The organism is Brevibacillus sp. AG162, from assembly GCF_006715575.1.
Lineage (GTDB): Bacteria > Bacillota > Bacilli > Brevibacillales > Brevibacillaceae > Brevibacillus > Brevibacillus brevis.
Map to the genome: position 1 here is coordinate 397,071 of NZ_VFNO01000001.1, position 15,935 is coordinate 413,005.

Here is a 15,935-nt window from a genome sequence, read left to right on the forward strand (position 1 = left end):
GAAAAAAGGTGCGATTAACTTTTGATCATTTGGTTCATTTTGTACAGCGAACTCCACAGGAAGCATCGGAACAATTTTGCCAAGCGGGATTTCATGCGGTAGCTGGAGGGCGTCATGCGTCTTGGGGGACATGGAATAGCCTTAGTTATTTCGGGCTTTCGTATGTTGAATTTTTGGCGGTTGAACGCGAAGAGCTTGCTCGACAATCAGATAATCCGCTCGTACGTCAATGCATTGAGGATAAAGCAAAGGGAGAAGGATTCGGTCAGATTGCGCTTCGGACCAACGAGATGGATGCATGGGCAGAGCGCCTGCGAAGTCAAGGGTTGCAGGTTACTGGACCTGTTGCGGGAAGTCGTACGCGTGATGATGGCACGACGCTTCGGTGGCGGATGCTGTTCCTCGAAGATGCAGATAGTGCCCTTCTACCGCCATTTCTCATTGAATGGTCGCAAACGGATGAAGAGAGACTGGAAGATTTGACGAATCGTGGGATCATTGGCGCACATCCAAACGGTGCAGCCCATCTCCAGTCAGTAGGCTTTGCCGTAAAGGATCTGGAAGAAGCAACCGCACGTTGGCAAAGCTGGTTTGGATGGAAGAAGAGCGCAGTATTCCACGATAAAGAACTGGGGGCTATCTGCCAAGAATTTGAACTTCCGGGTGGAAATGTAGTGCTTTGCCAACCGACTGAGGAGGGACTGGCGCAGACTGCATTAAAAAATCGCGGGCAAAGACCGTTTTTTGCGAGGCTGGCAGGAGCAAGCAAAAATAGCGAGTATAAGATTGGTGGAGGATCTTACTTTCTAGCAGCGCTGGAATAGTCGGTTAGAAGAGATGGAGGCGTACTTATGGGATCACCTCGGCATATGATTTCTGCAGCAGCGATTATCATCAATGAGCGTCAGGAGATTTTATTGATTAAGGGTCCGCGCAGAGGATGGGAAATGCCCGGTGGAAAAGTAGAAGAGGGCGAATCTCTCATGGCGGCAGCCATTCGAGAGACGAAGGAAGAGTGCGGGCTAGAGATTGAAGTGACGAAGTTTTGCGGTATTTTTCAAAATGTTAGGAAAAGCCTCTGCAGTGCGTTATTTTTGGCAAAACCAGTCGGTGGAGAATTGATCACGACCCCGGAATGCTTGGAGGCAGGCTTTTTTCCGGTAGAGGAAGCGCTGGAGAAGGTAACATGGAAAAATTTTCGGCAACGCATTGAGTTGTGTTTGCGAGAAGAAGAGCATCCGTTTTATGTAGAGTTTTGATCTGAGGAAGTGAAGGTGATAGGGATGCTCATAATGAGTATCTTATTGACCATAATTCTAATTGTTCTGCTTGTCTTTATTTACAAAAAGCGTGAAGAAACCGAAACAAACCTGGGATGGAAAGTTGTTGGATATTTTTGGTTAGGGGCATTTGCTTTTAAGGTAAACGAGATCCCGTTACCTTTAGGCTTTTTGCTATTTCTTTTGCTTTTCCGTCCGGTGACGAATGTGAAAACAAAAAACCGTTCCGCTTATCTCGGTTTAGCATTTTTCCTCATCATGCATGTGATTTTTCCAGCAGTGGAGAGGGAGCTGTTTGAACGTCCACGAGATGTAGTGGCTGCCAGCAACAATATGTTTCAAGTTGATTTCACAAACGATTGGATGACGATACGAGATCAAATCAAAATCGACGAGTATGCACGTCTGGTATATTTTAGGGCGGATTATCAAAAAAGTGGTCAGATAGATCGCTTGTCCTATTATGTAGTCGACGTTTCGGAAAAGGGCTCTGTTTATTATGATATCAATTTTTCTGCTGACACAAATCGATATATAATCCGCGCTGAGAAAATTGGAGTTGAAGGGTTAGAATATGTGGAATTTGTAGAGGCTTCGAGATTTTTTGAAGTTTTGGATGAGGTTCAGGTTCGAAACCTTTCTCTGGAACAACCATTTGAAGGGTATACCCTCAGATTCGATGGAGAATGGATAAAAGATGCTAACGAGTATCAGCAAAAATATGTGATCCTGGGGAAAGAAATCAAAACCATTACCAGGGATCAACTTCCGACGGAAGGGTACCCCATCAATGTTTGTGGGAAAGGGAAGCCTTACGAATTACCGACTGGCTCTGGAGTCGCAAACAGATGTGAAGCGAATGCAGATTTCTTTTTTGATGACTGACTCATGTAAGAAACCACCTCGGATTAGAGGTGGTTTTCTATTAGGTGCCAAACGTCTTTTTGGTTAAATTCCGGTACATCACCAGCATCGCGATACGCCAAGGCACGAGCATACCGAATGCAAGCAAGAAGAACAGTCCACCCGTTTGAATCGGTGTAAAGCTGTCATTGATCACCAGTTTAATAATCAACCGGATGACCAACAGACCGGACAAAATGAAGAAAAACGCACGGGACCGTTTTAAATACACATCTTGCCCGATGATTTCGAAGCGTGAAGTCATAATCAACGGAATCGAAAAGATTAGCCCAACCACAAAGGCAGCAATATCAAACTTGGGCGGTAATTGCGCCTCTGGGAACAAAAACATCGCAAAGCCTGTCGCCATAAAGAAGGGTGGTAAAATAATGCTTTTTGCAGAAGCCGGCTTTTTTTGCCGACGCATTCTCACAAAGATCACTGCGATAGCCATCACGAGAGGCAGCAGGATTCCCAAAACGGGAGAGGAAAGGATCTGCATGGAAAAACGCCTCCATAAGTGTTCAACATACTTTCACTAGTGTACACCAAAGCATGGTCTGTGGGAAAGCGTTTGTCATGGTATGTTACATTCCGAGGCTAGGCAGCTGCTTCATCGTGGGAGCGAACATCCAGCTTATGCTTTTTACTGTATAAGAAAGTCAACAAGCCAAAGAGCAATGTCACCGAGCCGATGAAGAGGAGGTAGCCGCTAATGCCGAGAAGGTCCAGCCCGACTCCTGTAATCGCGAGAGCCAACAAGAAGAATCCACGATCCAGCATGCTTTTGAAAGAAAAGAATCGCCCTTGTTGGTGTGGAGGCAGGCGCTTCTGGAAAATCGTTGCGATGACCGGGAAGAAGAAAGCAACGACAAAGCCGAACACGGAGAAGGAAGCAAGCACCATGAATTTGTTATCGGCGAATGACATGCCAAACTGGGACAGCGCGAAGAAAAAGAGCATGATGGTGGACGCTGCCACGAGGTTTCTTCGGCCTATCCAACGTTTTGCCAAGAGACCCCCAATCAAAATGCTGATTCCTTCTGCTGCATAGATCCATCCCATGAGCTGAGGTTCCTGTTGCAGCTCGCTAAAGTTCAAGATCATCAGGTTCACTCCGCCAAGGAACAAGGTGATCAACCCGTTATTAATCAATCCGACAAACAAGGCCGGGTCCTGTCGCGAGATCGTCAGTACTTCGCGAAATTCCACCTTTTCCTGAATTTTCCGAGAAGTCACTTGCGGAATGCGGAGAAAAAGCGTGACGACAGCGAGTACAGCATACGCGATGATGGAGCACACATACAGCATGGACAGGTCCATGGAGGCAACGAGTATACCCCCGATTGCTGTTCCCCCAATACGCGAGAGGGTAGAAATATTCAAATATGCGCTGTTCGCCTTGAGTAACTCGTCCTGGGAAAGGATGGCTGGCAAGGAAGCCTGCACGGTTGGAAAATAAAACGCAGCAGAGCATTGCATCACGATCAAAGATACGATCATCCACAGAAGAGAATCGTTTGCAAGAGCGGGGAACATGAAGACTGGGCTGAGTGTTCGGACCACGCTGGCAAACAGCATGATCTTGCCTTTGTCGTACATGTCAATTACCACACCCGCTTTAGGGGCAAGGAGGATGCTGACCACCAATCCACACATGAGAATCAAGCCCTTCACCGTATCAGAAGGAACGAGTTTCTGCATGAACGAAAGATTGGCAATAATGGAAATCCACATGCCCGCTCCCGCGACGATCTCTCCGCTCATTAAAAGCAGAAAGGTACGATTACGCCATAACATGAGAGCCACTCCAAACATTCGTTAGATAGGTAAAAATTTGAACAGATCCATTCATTTGATAAAAAACGATTTCTCTAGTATAGCATTCATGCAAACGCTTGTATATTTATTGTCTTTGTGGGTATTCTTCGTATTCATAACGGACAAACTAACACAATACTGCGGCCATTACGCCCAAAAGGAGCTATTCGTAAATGGCGCGAAAACGAACGTTGCTACTGTTGATCGTGTATGGATTTGCTGCGACACTCACGATCTTTTACGGACTGATGGAAAAGCATAGCGTCATTGTCACGTTCTTTTCTTTTCATGTGCTCGTTTGCATCTGTATTCCCGTCATTCACGGATGGTGGGAAGGTGATTTGCGAAAGCACTGGCGTTTCGCATGGGGAAGTTTTGAATGGCAGGGTACTTTATACGGACTTGCATTTGGCGTTCTTATGTTGACAGGAGTGCTGGCTGGACTTTGGTTGCTCCTGCAGGAACCGGGAAGACCTGAAGCCGTTCGAAAAGGTATGGAAGCTTGGGGGATTGAACACGGCTGGATTTGGTTTTTTTCCTTCTACCTCGTTTTCATTAACTCGTTGCTGGAAGAGTTGTTCTGGCGAGGCTTCGTATTGCAGCGGTTGCGTGCATCCTTATCCCACTTGATGTCCATTTTTCTTTCCAGCTTTTTTTATTCCTTGTATCACCTGATTATCTCTACAATCTTATTTGGTTTTCGAAATGGCTTGTTCATTACGTCGATGGTTTTTGGTGCAGGGCTGATTTGGGGATGGATGAAAGGAATGTTTCCTTCGATTTATCCAAATTGGTTTAGTCATTTGTTCGCGGATTTGGGCCTCGCACTAGCTGTGGTTCTCTGGATTTATTGATCGGATAGGAGGGCGAAACTGATGCTGGCGATTCATGAAGAAGCTAGACTTCGCAAGCGATTGCTCAGTATACTTCGGCAAAACAGTGAAGAATTTCAACTCTACTATGACACGTATGGTTATACCCCAATTGAGCCGTTGCTGGATTATCTTCATACGCTGAAAGGGTGCGCATACATAACCAGGCAAGATCTTCATCAAGTCGTTGAATTCGATCCGGAGCGGAGTATCGAGTGGGACGGTGGAGCACTCATTCGAGTTACCTACGGATTTTTGCCCTCAATTGCAAAAAGCAGGCTCATCGAGATCATACCACCTGATGTTCTTTATTACGGGACACATCGAAAGTTATTGAAACAGGTACTCACTGGCGGCCTGTTGCCGATTGCCAGTGAGTATGTGCAGCTTGCGGTAAGACCGGAGCACATTGGAGAGCCGACAGACACATTGCGCCTCGTCACTGTGAATGCAAAGGAGGCCCATGAAGCCGGCATTTGCTTTTACCGAGTGGGTGAGCACTATTGTCTGAGCGATGCGATCCCTGCCAGTTATTTGCAGCTGTACGCAGATTAGTTCGACTCGTTGTTTCGACGTGCTTCGCGCATTTGCAACTGGGCCTTGCGTTCTGCCAAGACTTCGCTTCGATCCCTCAGGGTATGCTTATTCAGCAAGTAGGCGTCTTGCATATCGCTATCCCGATGTTCAGGGTGATTTTGCATCGTACAAGCCTCTTGATACGCCTGTTTCAAAGCATCGGACATGGGTAAGGACAGGCTTCGATAGGGCTGACCATTCTGCATTTCCGTCAGGCGCTCTTCAAGCAGGCTCGCCAGACTGTCACTTTCCAACCCAAGCTTTTGGATGTCTACATGATGCTTTTTGACAAGGGATATGGCGCTTGTGAGCATTTTGATTGCACCTGACTGATTCCCGCGTCTCTGGTGATAAAGAGCGACGGAGATTTGAATCAAGCCAACCCACACTGGCTGTCGCTCATGTGGAGGAGCGCTTTTCCAATATTCCTCGAGAATCTCATGACACTCAAAATAATCGCGTTCTACATGAAACTGGATCAAATAATCCAGATACGGTTGCGGATACATGGTGATCTTCACCTCACTGCTTGGTTTTCAATGGTTCGTTTATGTACTATTATAAAGCATAGAGAGTAGAAAATGAGGTGTAAAACCATTTATGACAAGAGATGAACTCGTAGCCGTATTGGAAAAAAAGCGAATGACCGAAATCATAGAACTGATCGAGGATGCTGAACAGGGAGAACTGGAAGAGCTCGAGCTCGTGGAAAGCCTGGGATTGCTCATGGATCAGGAGTTGAACAAAGAAGTCCTTTCGTTATTGGAGAGCTTGGGTGTCACGATTATTTACTTGAGCGGCGATGAAGAAGACGAAGAGGAAGAAGACGACGAAGACGACAATGAGTAAAAAAGAGAACCAACCTTGTGCATGGTGCCAGGTTGGTTTTTGCATTCCTTACTTTTGTGTCCATACGCGATTTTTATTTCGTGTAGCGGGGAACTTTTCCCCTCTGGAAAGTTCGATTATCATCGGGTTTTGCACACTTGCACCGGACTCACCAATCTCCATGTATACGGCATTTTTTGGAGACTTTTCTCCTTCACGAAAACGGCTGTGTTCTCCCACGAAAGCACCTTCTTCCTAAGGAATTGTCATCTGAATTAGTATGACCCGGTACGGGGGCTTCATGCCCTCCCTTCTATTGACGATAGATTTTGAATTCCTATACGATCATTTCATTTACTTTTGGGGGAGGTGAATTCATGCTACCTTTGACCTTGAAAAAGGAATCAAATATCTCTTATCACGAGCAATTATATCAACAAATTTCATCTTCGATTCGAAGCGGTGAGCTTCCCTCCCAAGCGCAGCTGCCAACGGTTAGGGAGTTGGCGGCACAGTTGAAAGTCAATTACAACACCGTTCGCAGCGTGTATTTGCGCCTCCAGCAAGAAGGGCTGGTGGATTCTCGGCAAGGCAGGGGGACGATCGTAAGCAATAGCGCAAGTGACGCGCTCTTGACGCGTAATCCGATCCATCTTGCTTTACTTGCCAAAGAAACCATTCATAAAGTAAAAGCAATGGGCTATTCCATGGATGAATTCTCGCGCGTCCTGTCCTGTGTGTTGCAAGAAATCAATCAGTTTCCGGTTCTTTTTTTGCGGTTCACAGAGCTGGAGGTCACTGAATATATGCGTTTGGTACAATACCATCTTCCGAGTGTGATGGTCGAAGGGAGAACCATCGAGGATTTTTCCCAGCAGGTAGAAGGCGATGCGAATTTTTTGCAGCAGTACAAAGCCATCGTTATCCCACCTTGTGTTAAGCTGAAACTCCCGAAGGATGCTCCTCCGATCGTTAGCCTTGATTTTATCCCGGACCCGACGACGGTGATCCCTGCCATGGAGGCCTACCCACGAAATACGAAAGTCGGGTTGATCTGTGCGACCATACGCGGTGGAGCAGGCATGATCAATGATCTCTACAACGCGGGCATTACGCATTTGGACATTCGGACAATAGAAGCGAACCATGCCGAAGTGTTTGATTTGATTACAACCTGTGACGTCGTGTATATTTCCAAACCTGGCTATATGGTGAAGCCTCATTTGCTGACGTTGCCAAAAGTAAAGGAATTTCAAGAAATCCCTGACCACCATGGTATTAATGAGCTGCGCAAGCTCGTTACCCATTAAGTCATTTTTTCGGGGATGGTGGTCGGAAAAAGCGCGATCATCAGCGATGCGCCCCTCATACTATCGAATAGCCTACGAGACATCCGCTGATTTTGACTAGTGTATAGACTTCTGTCCATGCCGATATGTCTTCACCTTCATACCTTGTAGATGTAACGAACAGGAGGGGGTGAGGTTAATGAGTTGCGGATGCAAAAGATCTCGTCGCAAATGCTATAAATGTTGCGAAAAGAAAGTGTACAAAAAGCATTGCTACTACAAGCCACACTACAAAACGTATTGTAAACCATACGGTCGTAGATATGGACACGGACATTGTGGCCACTATGGCGGCTATGATGGTTACGGTTCCTCTAGTGGCGGGTACGGTGGAAGTCACGAGAGCAAGTATTAATAGAGAAAGGCGCCGTGATGGCGCTTTTTTCGTTTTTTCGCAAGTTTTGCGCAATTTGTCGTACAATAGAGGAAAAGGGTTAATGGAGGTATGGATATGCAATTCCTGAATGGGAAAGAGGAACGAATGTGGGCGATGATCGTACATCTATCCGCCTTCCTTGGTTTTATCGTTCCGTTCGGCAACGTACTAGGACCTTTAATCGTATGGTTGATCAAGCGTGAAGAGGGAGCCTTTTTTTATCAGCATGGAAAAGAGGCACTGAATTTTAGCATCTCGGTAATGATTTATGCCGCAATTTCAAGTTTGTTGATCATCATTTTTATCGGTGCACTATTATTGGGAGCCCTCTTTATTTTTTGGGCGATCTTCGTTATTATTGCTGCGGTGAAAGCGAATGAGGGAAAAGAATTCCGTTACCCGCTCACTCTCCGTTTTATAAAATAACCGTTCTTGGAAAAGTCGTTCCGCTTGGGACGGCTTTTTGTATTTGTTTGAATTTTCTATTAAAAAAGAGGGTGAACAGCCGTTCATCTCGAATTACAAGAGAGTGTAGTCGGTGAAGGGGGAGTCAAATCATGTTGACGGGAGTGACGATAGTTGATTTTTCTCGCCATCTTCCAGGTCCGATTTGTACGATGCGCCTCGCTGATTTGGGGGCAGAGGTCATTGAGGTGGAGCCGTTTTACGACAAAGCTCACTCACCGTTACCCAGGCCTTCTCATCCGGAAGCTAGAGAGACGGGAGCGTTTTACCTGCGTTCACATCGCAATCATAAAAGTATTTCCTTGAATTTGCGGACGAATGAGGGAAAAGCGCTCGCGTTTGCTCTGGCCAGACAGGCTGATGTCGTGGTGGAAAGCTATCGACCAGGTGTGATGCGACATTTGGGACTTGATTACGATCGCCTATGGGAGATGCACCCTGCGGTTATTTATTGCTCCGTGACGGGCTATGGTCAAAGCGGGGAGCTATATCAAATAGGGGGGCATGACTTGAATGTCCAGGCAGTAAGCGGATTTCTCTCACTGATTCGCGATCTGGAAGGCAAGCCTGTCGTTGCAGATATTCCGCTTTCTGATTATGCGCTCGGGTTGTATGCCAGTGAACAAATATGCGCGGCGCTCGTGCAACGTGCGCGGACAGGACGAGGAGCATATTTGGATGTTTCTTCGGCTGACTTGTTTAGTTCTTGGACAGGGCTGCATGCACTGTTTATGTCGTACAGCTCCTCGATTGGACGGGAGACAGGGAGAGGAAATTTGCTGGCGTACCAGGTCTTTGAGACAGCAGATGGTCAGTATGTCGCACTTGCTGCGTTGGAAGAGAAGTTCTGGCTCAATTTTTGCCGCGCGGTAGGAAGAGCAGACTGGGAGCTATGCCACCTGGCGAGCGTTGCTGAGCATCCAGAAGTGTTTGACGATATGAAGGCACTGTTTCTGTCCAGAACCCAAGCCGAGTGGAGTGAGCTGGGCAGTGAAGTGGATTGCTGTCTGACTGCCGTTGAAGATTGGGAGAACTGGGCAGACAATCCATACGTTGCGAACAGGGAGATAGCGTATACGCTTCCTTATTTGGAAAAGAAGTCGCCCGATCAAGAGGGGAGCTTCGCGCATCGTTTCAGGGCGGAGAGATTGTCACCCCCATGGCACATCGATTACACGCACGAGTTGCTCAAACGCAAGCTGCACCTCACAGAGGAAGATTTGAGCAGGCTGCAAAGGCAGGGGGTTATTCCTGCCGCTTCTTCATAGGAAAGGGTGAGAAAAATGATGGAACAGGATCATCATACGCAACTGATCGTAACAAAAGGTGATGGAATCTGCACGATTACGCTCAACAGACCACACGTCCTCAATGCGATGACGGTAGAAATGTTTTCCCTTTTGCAGGACGCTATCGCAAAAGCTTCAGCAGATGAGGAAGTCGATGTGCTTATTTTGCGGGGAGCAGGGGGGAACTTTTGCTCCGGTGCTGATTTAGGCGTGTTGACCGCGCTGACGGATAAGAGTGACGCTGATCAATCATTGACGATCATTAATGATTTCATCACCAACTTGCATCAAATGCCAAAGCCTGTAATTGCTGTCATCGAGGGAGTTGCCGTCGGAGCGGGACTCAATCTCGCGTTGCATGCTGATTTTGTCATTGCGACAGAAGATGCCCTGTTGCAGGAGCCTTTTGTCCAAATCGGTCTGACAACGGATTTTGGCGGGACATACCTTTTGCCGAGACTTGTTGGTACAGCGTGGGCGAAGAGGCTTGCACTGCTGGGAGAAAGGATTACAGGGAAAAAAGCGGAGGAAATCGGCTTGATCTATCGAGCGGCAGAAGCCAGTCAAGTCGAAAGTGAGGTTGAAAAAATGGTTGCTGCGGTACGGCGCCTGCCGAAGCAAGCGTATGCCGTAACAAAAGAGGGGTTGGGACGCTGCCAGGCAAACGGCCTAGAATATGCTCTGGCCTGGGAAAAGCAACAGCAGCCGTCCCTGATCGCACGCCCTGAATTTCAGACGCTTGTACAAGCGAAGCTAAAGCGGACGTAGCGTTTTATTTAGGAAGTGGAATGGTTAATTCATGAATCCGCTGTCCTGTCGCTGCACTTTCCTCGAATAAAGAAAGCACAGGTGATTTTGCGCTCGGGTCCAGCTTGAGATCGATGGAAAAGCTCCCCCATTCGGGAGCGCCCATGCTTGCTGTTACAAAGCTATTTGCCAATGTCTTGTCTCCGTCCGTTACGACGAATCGTACGTTGGCTTCGTTCACGCGGGCTTCCCCCTTGATCGTATATTGCCCTTCGCCTGTTTTGGTGATCGTAATATTCCGAAATGATTCATTCTCGTACCGTCCCTTATCCTCGCCAACAGGATGAGAATGTGTATTAGCTGCTGTGGACGGAATGATGGCGGGGAATGAGACAGCAGTCAAGCTCATGGCGAGTAAGCAGGTTGTCAGCATGTTTGTTCGAAATTGCATGTTTTTCCTTCCCTTCATTCGTTTTCCTCTCTAGGTTGGCGAAATTGGAATGGAACTATTCTTAGGGAACTTTATCCGTTGAGCAAAGGACCATTCTGTGATAAAGTAGGGATATCAAGATCCTGCGATGTACGATAGGCCGTAAATGTTTCTAACCTTATACGTGTTTTTTGGGAGACGGAAACTGTGATGGATGTCAGGCCCACCTCCTTTTTGGATGCATGGGAAGGCTGAAGTGCAGAAGGGTCGCCCACCTGTGTGAGCGCAGGTTATAGAAACATGAGGTCAACGGCAGAGCGGGGACTTGGCCGTTTATGAATGTAATGAATTGCCGATAGTACAAAAACAAAAACCACTTGGAATTTGCTTCCAGGTGGTTTTTGTTTTTGTACCTAGATTAATGGGTGGTTTTGTTTTGCTTGCCCGAGCCGTGACCCTGTCCTTGTTTTTGGCTACCCTGGTCTTGGTCTCCGTGATCAACTATGGTCAGGTCTTTTTCAAGTGATTGGGAGTCTTGGGCATCTTGGAGAATTTGATACATTTGCAGGAAGTTAGCTTTTTGTCCCTCAGGAATTCCTTTAATGCGAACGGTCAGCTCTTGCGGGCTATTGCCATTTTGCTGCTGTCCGCCTTGGCTGTTCCCTTGCCCGCTGTTTTCATTTGAACTGGGCTGCTCATCGAGAAAGCTGAGAAACATCGAGTCGCTGTCTTGGTTTTGTTGGTTGTTTTGTCCGCTGTCCTGTGATTGCTGTCCTTGTCCGTTTCCGCCTTGTCCGCCTTGCTGCTCAAACAGCACGTTGAATTCGTTAAGATCGGTCTGGATGATGCCAATGACGTTCATCCTGATCCTCCTTCCAAAATAGAAATGATGCTTCAGCCCGGATGTTTGGAATGATGGACACCGTGCCGTTGTAGATAACCATGGAAAAAGTATTCCACCACCGTAATGGCAAATGCCGTCAACAACAAACCAGATAAGGATATAGTCTGACCAAACAAGTAACAGCCAAGCCACAAGGAGGCAAACACGAACAAGAAATCAGCGGAGCTCGCAAACGTATTGTTCGTTCGGGGGAGGATCGTCAAATCAAGGACATAACCCAGTAAACTGACAATCACGCTTGCGAGCACTGCAAACATAAGGGACGTTCCCGACCACCAAAGCCCTGGAATGGCAATAATTCCGTTAAACAAGAGCTTGAGAACGATGTTCAAAGAGCGAACACCACCTTTCATGCCCTTAGTATGAACTTAGGTAGTCGCACTATTCGTAGAAGAGGTGTTTGATTTTAAACGGCGGATAAGTGCTTCATCTGGTGTCACATACAGCGTTCGCTGCTGCTCGTAGATCACATAGCCAGGCTTGGCCCCGCTTGGTTTTTTTACATGCTTGATGAGCGTGTAGTCTACGGGAATTTGACTGCCCTCTTTGGCACGACTGAAATAAGCCGCCAGATTCGCTGCTTCAAGCAACGTCTCATCCGAAAATTCACGCGCTCGAATGACAACATGGGACCCAGGGATATCCTTGGTGTGCAGCCATGTTTCTTGCGACGATGCGAGCTTGTTGGTCAAGTATTCATTTTGCTTATTGTTTTTGCCGACCAAAATTTCAATGCCGTCCGAAGATAGGTACGTATCGAGCTCTGGTCTGGTATCTTTTTTCTTGCGCGGGCCGCGTTTTTTACGATCTCGCATGTAGCCTTGCTCAACGAGCTCCTCGCGAATTTCTTCGGCATCTTTTAAGGTGGCATGTTCCAGTTGAACCAATACGCCATCCAAATACAAGAGTTCAGCCTGCGCTTGCTCAATCTGCTCACTCACGATAGAAAGGCTGTTTTTGGCCTTGTTATACCGCTTGTAATACGACTGCAAATTTTCCGACGGGGTCTTTAACGGATCGAGCGGGATCGTGATGGTACCTCCCGACTCGTCATACCAGTTGACTGTGACGAGCTCGCGATCTCCTCGCTTCATTTGGTGCATATTGGCGGTGATCAATTCACCGTACAGGCGGAACTGATCTGCTTCATGCGCATCTTGCAGCGTTTGCTCGAGCTTCTCGATTTTCTTTTCATTTTTATTGCGCTCACTGGTGACAAAGCGAATCAAATCGTGCGCGCGTTGTTTGACTGTGTCACGGAGTGCCTTTCCCTCGTAAAATGCCTGCAAGCATTCTTGGACGGAAGAACAGGGGGTGGTAACTCCGATTGAGAGATGAGTCAGCTCGACGACGTGAAAATACGCTTTGCCGTTTGCCTCTACAATGGATGGCACATACTCATGAGCATTGATTGCCTTCATCACCTGTGAAAAGGCAGCCCACAGTGTTTCACGATTCGCGAGGCCAGCTCTGTGCAAAATTTCTTTTGCCAATAAGGGACTGATCCCGGTATAGCCTTCTACGATTTGCTTGTCCAAACGGCCGCCGTTCCAGTCGAGGGAAGAAATAAACGCTTGCTCGGTTACAGTGAGAGGGTCGCGTTTATCTTGGCTCGGAGGAGAGACATAAGGTCTGCCAGGCGTAACTTGTCTGTATTGGCTAATGGCGAGCGTCACATGCATGGCGCTATCCAAAATCATTCCGGTTGCAGGATCGATGAGGATGATGTTACTGTGCTTGCCCATGATCTCTACAATAATTCGGCGGACAGCCGTGTCACCCAGCTCATCCCGGGTGCGTACGTCGATGTGAATGATTCGCTCCATCCCGATTTGCTGGACAGATTCAATTACGCCGCCCTCACAATGCTTGCGCAATAGCATGCAAAACATCGGAGCTTCCAGCGGATTCGTGAATTCTTCTGTCGTGATATGAAGCCTCGGATAGGTCGGGTTTGCAGACAGGAGGAACTTTACTGTTTCTCCTTGTGTCCGTACTTGCATAACAATATCGCTATGGTGGGGCTGGTGGATTTTCGAGATGCGTCCTCCTACCAGTTTATGTAATTCCCGCGCAACGGAGCGGGTTACTACGCCATCAAACGCCACAAAGGTCACCTCAGATCAAAAAAATGGCTAGAATAATAGATAGAGAGCTGCCAGTCACAGTGTAGCATAAGTCAGAGCAAGGAGGAATCTTATCGTGGTGGGGTTGCTTCGGTTGACACTGCCAAGAGTTGTCTCCTATAATAAATTAACGATTTTGCGTCTATGGAAGTGAAAACTTGTGATTCGAAGCATGACTGGTTACGGTAGAAAAGAAGATAGCAGAGGCTCCATTCGAGCAACAGTCGAGATTCGCGCAGTGAATCACCGCTTTTCTGAGATTGTCGTGCGCCTGCCCAAAGCATGGAATATGCTTGAGGATTCGATTCGAAAGCTGGTCGCACAGTACGTCAGAAGAGGACGAGTCGATGTTACTGTCTCAGTGGAAGGCAAAAGTTCTTCTGCTACGGTTATGGACATTGACTGGGATGTAGCTGAACAGCTAGTCTCCATTTCCCGCGAGATGACTCAGCGTTTTTCGCTAGAGACGCCTTTAACCGTCAAGGATCTGCTGCACTTTCCAGGCGTGATACATACCAAAGAGTCAGAAGACAATGTGGAGGAGCTGGCAGAGTGGCTCCAAGACCTGGTCAGGGGCGCGGCAATGGATCTCGTTTCGATGAAAGAGACCGAGGGTAATCTGCTGCACGCTGATCTAGCCAGTCGCCTGACTGCCGTCAACACATGGACGCGGGAGATCTCCCAGTTGGCCCCACTTTGTAGGGAAGATTATAAGGGCCGACTTGAGCAACGTGTAAGTGAGTGGGCCGGGTTGACACCTTTTGAATTGGACCCTGCTCGTGTAGCGCAAGAGGTTGCCTTTTTCGCTGATAAAAGTGATATTAGTGAAGAGTTGACCCGTTTAGATAGTCATTGCCAACAGTTTGCCAATCAATTAGGCAAAGAAGAAGCAATTGGTCGAAAACTGGATTTTCTGCTCCAGGAAATGAATCGGGAAGCCAATACGATTGCTTCCAAAGCGAATCATTTGCGCATTCAGCATCTAGCTGTCGAGATCAAGACAGAACTGGAGAAGATGCGGGAGCAGATACAGAATGTTGAGTAGCATGAAAGGATGGGCTGGGCCGTCATGGCAATCAAGCTAATCAATATCGGTTTTGGCAACATCGTCAATGCCAACCGCATTATTTCAATTGTAAGTCCGGAGTCCGCTCCTATCAAACGGATCATCCAGGAAGCGCGTGATCGCAACATGCTAGTGGACGCGACCTATGGGAGACGCACACGTGCGGTAATTATTACAGACAGCGATCACGTGATTTTGTCAGCGGTACAGCCAGAAACAGTGGCACAGCGTTTGACTACGAAGGATGACGAATCGGACGAATAAAGTAGGAGTGTAAACAATGAGTATGGTTGATCGTGGTCTCCTTTTGGTTCTTTCCGGACCAGCTGGTGTGGGAAAAGGAACAGTTTGCAAGGCACTTCGTGAAGTAATGCCTGATCTGGTGTATTCTGTTTCCGCTACCACACGCCAGCCGCGTCCTGGAGAGGTGGAAGGAGTTAATTACTTTTTTAAAAGCCAGGAAGAGTTCAAGCAGATGATTGAAGAAGATGCTCTTCTGGAATGGGCAGAATACGTAGGAAATTACTACGGAACACCTCGTCAGTTCGTGGACGATATGCTGAATGAGGGGCGCGATGTTATTCTTGAGATTGAAGTTCAGGGTGCTCTTCAAGTGAAAGAGCGATTCCCGCAAGGTACATTCCTGTTCCTGGCTCCGCCTGATTTAAACGAACTGGAAAACCGGATCGTGGGACGCGGGACAGAATCACAAGAGATCATTCGCAAGCGCATGGAAGTGGCGCGTGCTGAAATCGAGCTCATGGACCACTACGATTATGTAGTTGTCAATGACGTCATCGAATCGGCTTGCGATCGAATTCAAGCGATTATTACAGCGGAGCATCTGAAAAAAGATCGTCAGGTTCACAAATATCGCAAATGGTTACAGGAGGTTGAATAGAA

Annotated in this window: 21 protein-coding genes and 1 other RNA gene; 14 read left to right on the forward strand and 8 right to left on the reverse strand. The window is 47.5% G+C overall.

Going from position 1 to position 15,935, the window contains the following annotated elements; genetic code table 11:
* Positions 1-8: 8 nt before the first annotated feature.
* From FB479_RS01830 to FB479_RS01840, 3 genes are read left to right on the forward strand one after another with little or no spacing between them, the layout of a single operon-like run.
* Positions 9-824, forward strand: a complete 816-nt coding sequence (locus tag FB479_RS01830; RefSeq protein ID WP_142061916.1) for a VOC family protein — start codon at positions 9-11, stop codon at positions 822-824.
* A gap of 27 nt (positions 825-851) precedes the next feature.
* Positions 852-1,259, forward strand: coding sequence for an NUDIX hydrolase (locus FB479_RS01835; RefSeq protein ID WP_106653296.1), 408 nt, complete (start codon positions 852-854; stop codon positions 1,257-1,259).
* Between the two features lie 33 nt (positions 1,260-1,292).
* Entirely contained in the window at positions 1,293-2,165 is an 873-nt protein-coding gene (locus FB479_RS01840) for a hypothetical protein (RefSeq protein WP_255438246.1), read from the forward strand.
* Between the two features lie 40 nt (positions 2,166-2,205).
* Here FB479_RS01840 and FB479_RS01845 read toward each other — a convergent pair whose 3' ends face one another.
* Positions 2,206-2,685: a CcdC family protein gene (locus tag FB479_RS01845; RefSeq protein ID WP_106653298.1), complete on the reverse strand. Its 480-nt coding sequence runs from the start codon at positions 2,683-2,685 to the stop codon at positions 2,206-2,208.
* A 98-nt stretch (positions 2,686-2,783) separates the two neighbouring features.
* Complete coding sequence (locus tag FB479_RS01850) at positions 2,784-3,983, reverse strand: MFS transporter (RefSeq protein WP_142061919.1); 1,200 nt, start codon at positions 3,981-3,983, stop codon at positions 2,784-2,786.
* 194 nt (positions 3,984-4,177) lie between these two features.
* Between FB479_RS01850 and FB479_RS01855 the strand changes: the two genes are divergently transcribed.
* Positions 4,178-4,858, forward strand: coding sequence for a CPBP family intramembrane glutamic endopeptidase (locus tag FB479_RS01855; protein ID WP_142061922.1), 681 nt, complete (start codon positions 4,178-4,180; stop codon positions 4,856-4,858).
* 21 nt (positions 4,859-4,879) lie between these two features.
* Entirely contained in the window at positions 4,880-5,431 is a 552-nt protein-coding gene (locus FB479_RS01860; RefSeq protein ID WP_142061925.1) for an RNA 2'-phosphotransferase, read from the forward strand.
* Here the strand turns inward: FB479_RS01860 and FB479_RS01865 are convergent.
* Positions 5,428-5,961, reverse strand: coding sequence for a DUF309 domain-containing protein (locus FB479_RS01865; RefSeq protein WP_106653302.1), 534 nt, complete (start codon positions 5,959-5,961; stop codon positions 5,428-5,430). The two genes, FB479_RS01860 and FB479_RS01865, sit on opposite strands and share 4 nt — an antisense overlap.
* A gap of 91 nt (positions 5,962-6,052) precedes the next feature.
* Here FB479_RS01865 and FB479_RS01870 point away from each other — a divergent pair, with 91 nt between their 5' ends.
* A complete protein-coding gene (locus FB479_RS01870; protein ID WP_142061928.1) occupies positions 6,053-6,301 on the forward strand; it encodes a hypothetical protein in 249 nt (82 codons plus the stop codon).
* Between the two features lie 48 nt (positions 6,302-6,349).
* On the opposite strand, the gene FB479_RS01875 is transcribed toward FB479_RS01870, so the two are convergent.
* Positions 6,350-6,520: a YjzC family protein gene (locus FB479_RS01875; RefSeq protein ID WP_017249478.1), complete on the reverse strand. Its 171-nt coding sequence runs from the start codon at positions 6,518-6,520 to the stop codon at positions 6,350-6,352.
* A 137-nt stretch (positions 6,521-6,657) separates the two neighbouring features.
* Between FB479_RS01875 and FB479_RS01880 the strand changes: the two genes are divergently transcribed.
* The 4 genes from FB479_RS01880 (at position 6,658) to FB479_RS01900 (ending at position 10,527) form a co-directional block, all read left to right on the forward strand.
* Positions 6,658-7,590, forward strand: coding sequence for a GntR family transcriptional regulator (locus tag FB479_RS01880; protein ID WP_106653304.1), 933 nt, complete (start codon positions 6,658-6,660; stop codon positions 7,588-7,590).
* A 490-nt stretch (positions 7,591-8,080) separates the two neighbouring features.
* Positions 8,081-8,431: a DUF4870 domain-containing protein gene (locus FB479_RS01890; RefSeq protein ID WP_106653305.1), complete on the forward strand. Its 351-nt coding sequence runs from the start codon at positions 8,081-8,083 to the stop codon at positions 8,429-8,431.
* 131 nt (positions 8,432-8,562) lie between these two features.
* A complete protein-coding gene (locus FB479_RS01895; RefSeq protein ID WP_142061931.1) occupies positions 8,563-9,738 on the forward strand; it encodes a CaiB/BaiF CoA transferase family protein in 1,176 nt (391 codons plus the stop codon).
* Between the two features lie 18 nt (positions 9,739-9,756).
* A complete protein-coding gene (locus FB479_RS01900) occupies positions 9,757-10,527 on the forward strand; it encodes an enoyl-CoA hydratase/isomerase family protein (protein ID WP_142062909.1) in 771 nt (256 codons plus the stop codon).
* A gap of 4 nt (positions 10,528-10,531) precedes the next feature.
* Here the strand turns inward: FB479_RS01900 and FB479_RS01905 are convergent, their stop codons facing one another.
* Complete coding sequence (locus FB479_RS01905; RefSeq protein ID WP_106653554.1) at positions 10,532-10,957, reverse strand: Gmad2 immunoglobulin-like domain-containing protein; 426 nt, start codon at positions 10,955-10,957, stop codon at positions 10,532-10,534.
* Positions 10,958-11,073: 116 nt separating this feature from the next.
* Here FB479_RS01905 and ssrS point away from each other — a divergent pair.
* Positions 11,074-11,264: non-coding RNA, 6S RNA (ssrS, locus tag FB479_RS01910), on the forward strand.
* Between the two features lie 90 nt (positions 11,265-11,354).
* Here the strand turns inward: ssrS and FB479_RS01915 are convergent.
* From FB479_RS01915 to FB479_RS01925, 3 genes are read right to left on the reverse strand one after another with little or no spacing between them, the layout of a single operon-like run.
* Positions 11,355-11,798, reverse strand: a complete 444-nt coding sequence (locus FB479_RS01915; protein WP_106653308.1) for a hypothetical protein — start codon at positions 11,796-11,798, stop codon at positions 11,355-11,357.
* Between the two features lie 32 nt (positions 11,799-11,830).
* On the reverse strand, positions 11,831-12,172 hold the full coding sequence (locus tag FB479_RS01920) for a DUF2512 family protein (protein WP_007728396.1): 342 nt from the start codon (positions 12,170-12,172) through the stop codon (positions 11,831-11,833).
* Positions 12,173-12,208: 36 nt separating this feature from the next.
* Positions 12,209-13,948 (reverse strand): Rqc2 family fibronectin-binding protein, encoded by a 1,740-nt coding sequence (locus tag FB479_RS01925; RefSeq protein ID WP_142061934.1) that lies wholly within the window; start codon positions 13,946-13,948, stop codon positions 12,209-12,211.
* Positions 13,949-14,126: 178 nt separating this feature from the next.
* On the opposite strand from FB479_RS01925, the gene FB479_RS01930 reads away from it, so the two are divergent.
* Genes FB479_RS01930 through gmk form a run of 3 tightly spaced genes read left to right on the forward strand, consistent with a single transcriptional unit; the run spans position 14,127 to position 15,933 of the window.
* A complete protein-coding gene (locus FB479_RS01930) occupies positions 14,127-15,011 on the forward strand; it encodes a YicC/YloC family endoribonuclease (protein WP_106653311.1) in 885 nt (294 codons plus the stop codon).
* 24 nt (positions 15,012-15,035) lie between these two features.
* Positions 15,036-15,296: an extracellular matrix/biofilm regulator RemA gene (gene remA / locus FB479_RS01935; protein ID WP_015891999.1), complete on the forward strand. Its 261-nt coding sequence runs from the start codon at positions 15,036-15,038 to the stop codon at positions 15,294-15,296.
* 16 nt (positions 15,297-15,312) lie between these two features.
* The gene (gene gmk / locus FB479_RS01940; protein ID WP_047068199.1) at positions 15,313-15,933 is read left to right on the forward strand and encodes a guanylate kinase; all 621 of its coding nucleotides are present in this window, start codon (positions 15,313-15,315) and stop codon (positions 15,931-15,933) included.
* Positions 15,934-15,935 lie beyond the last annotated feature (2 nt).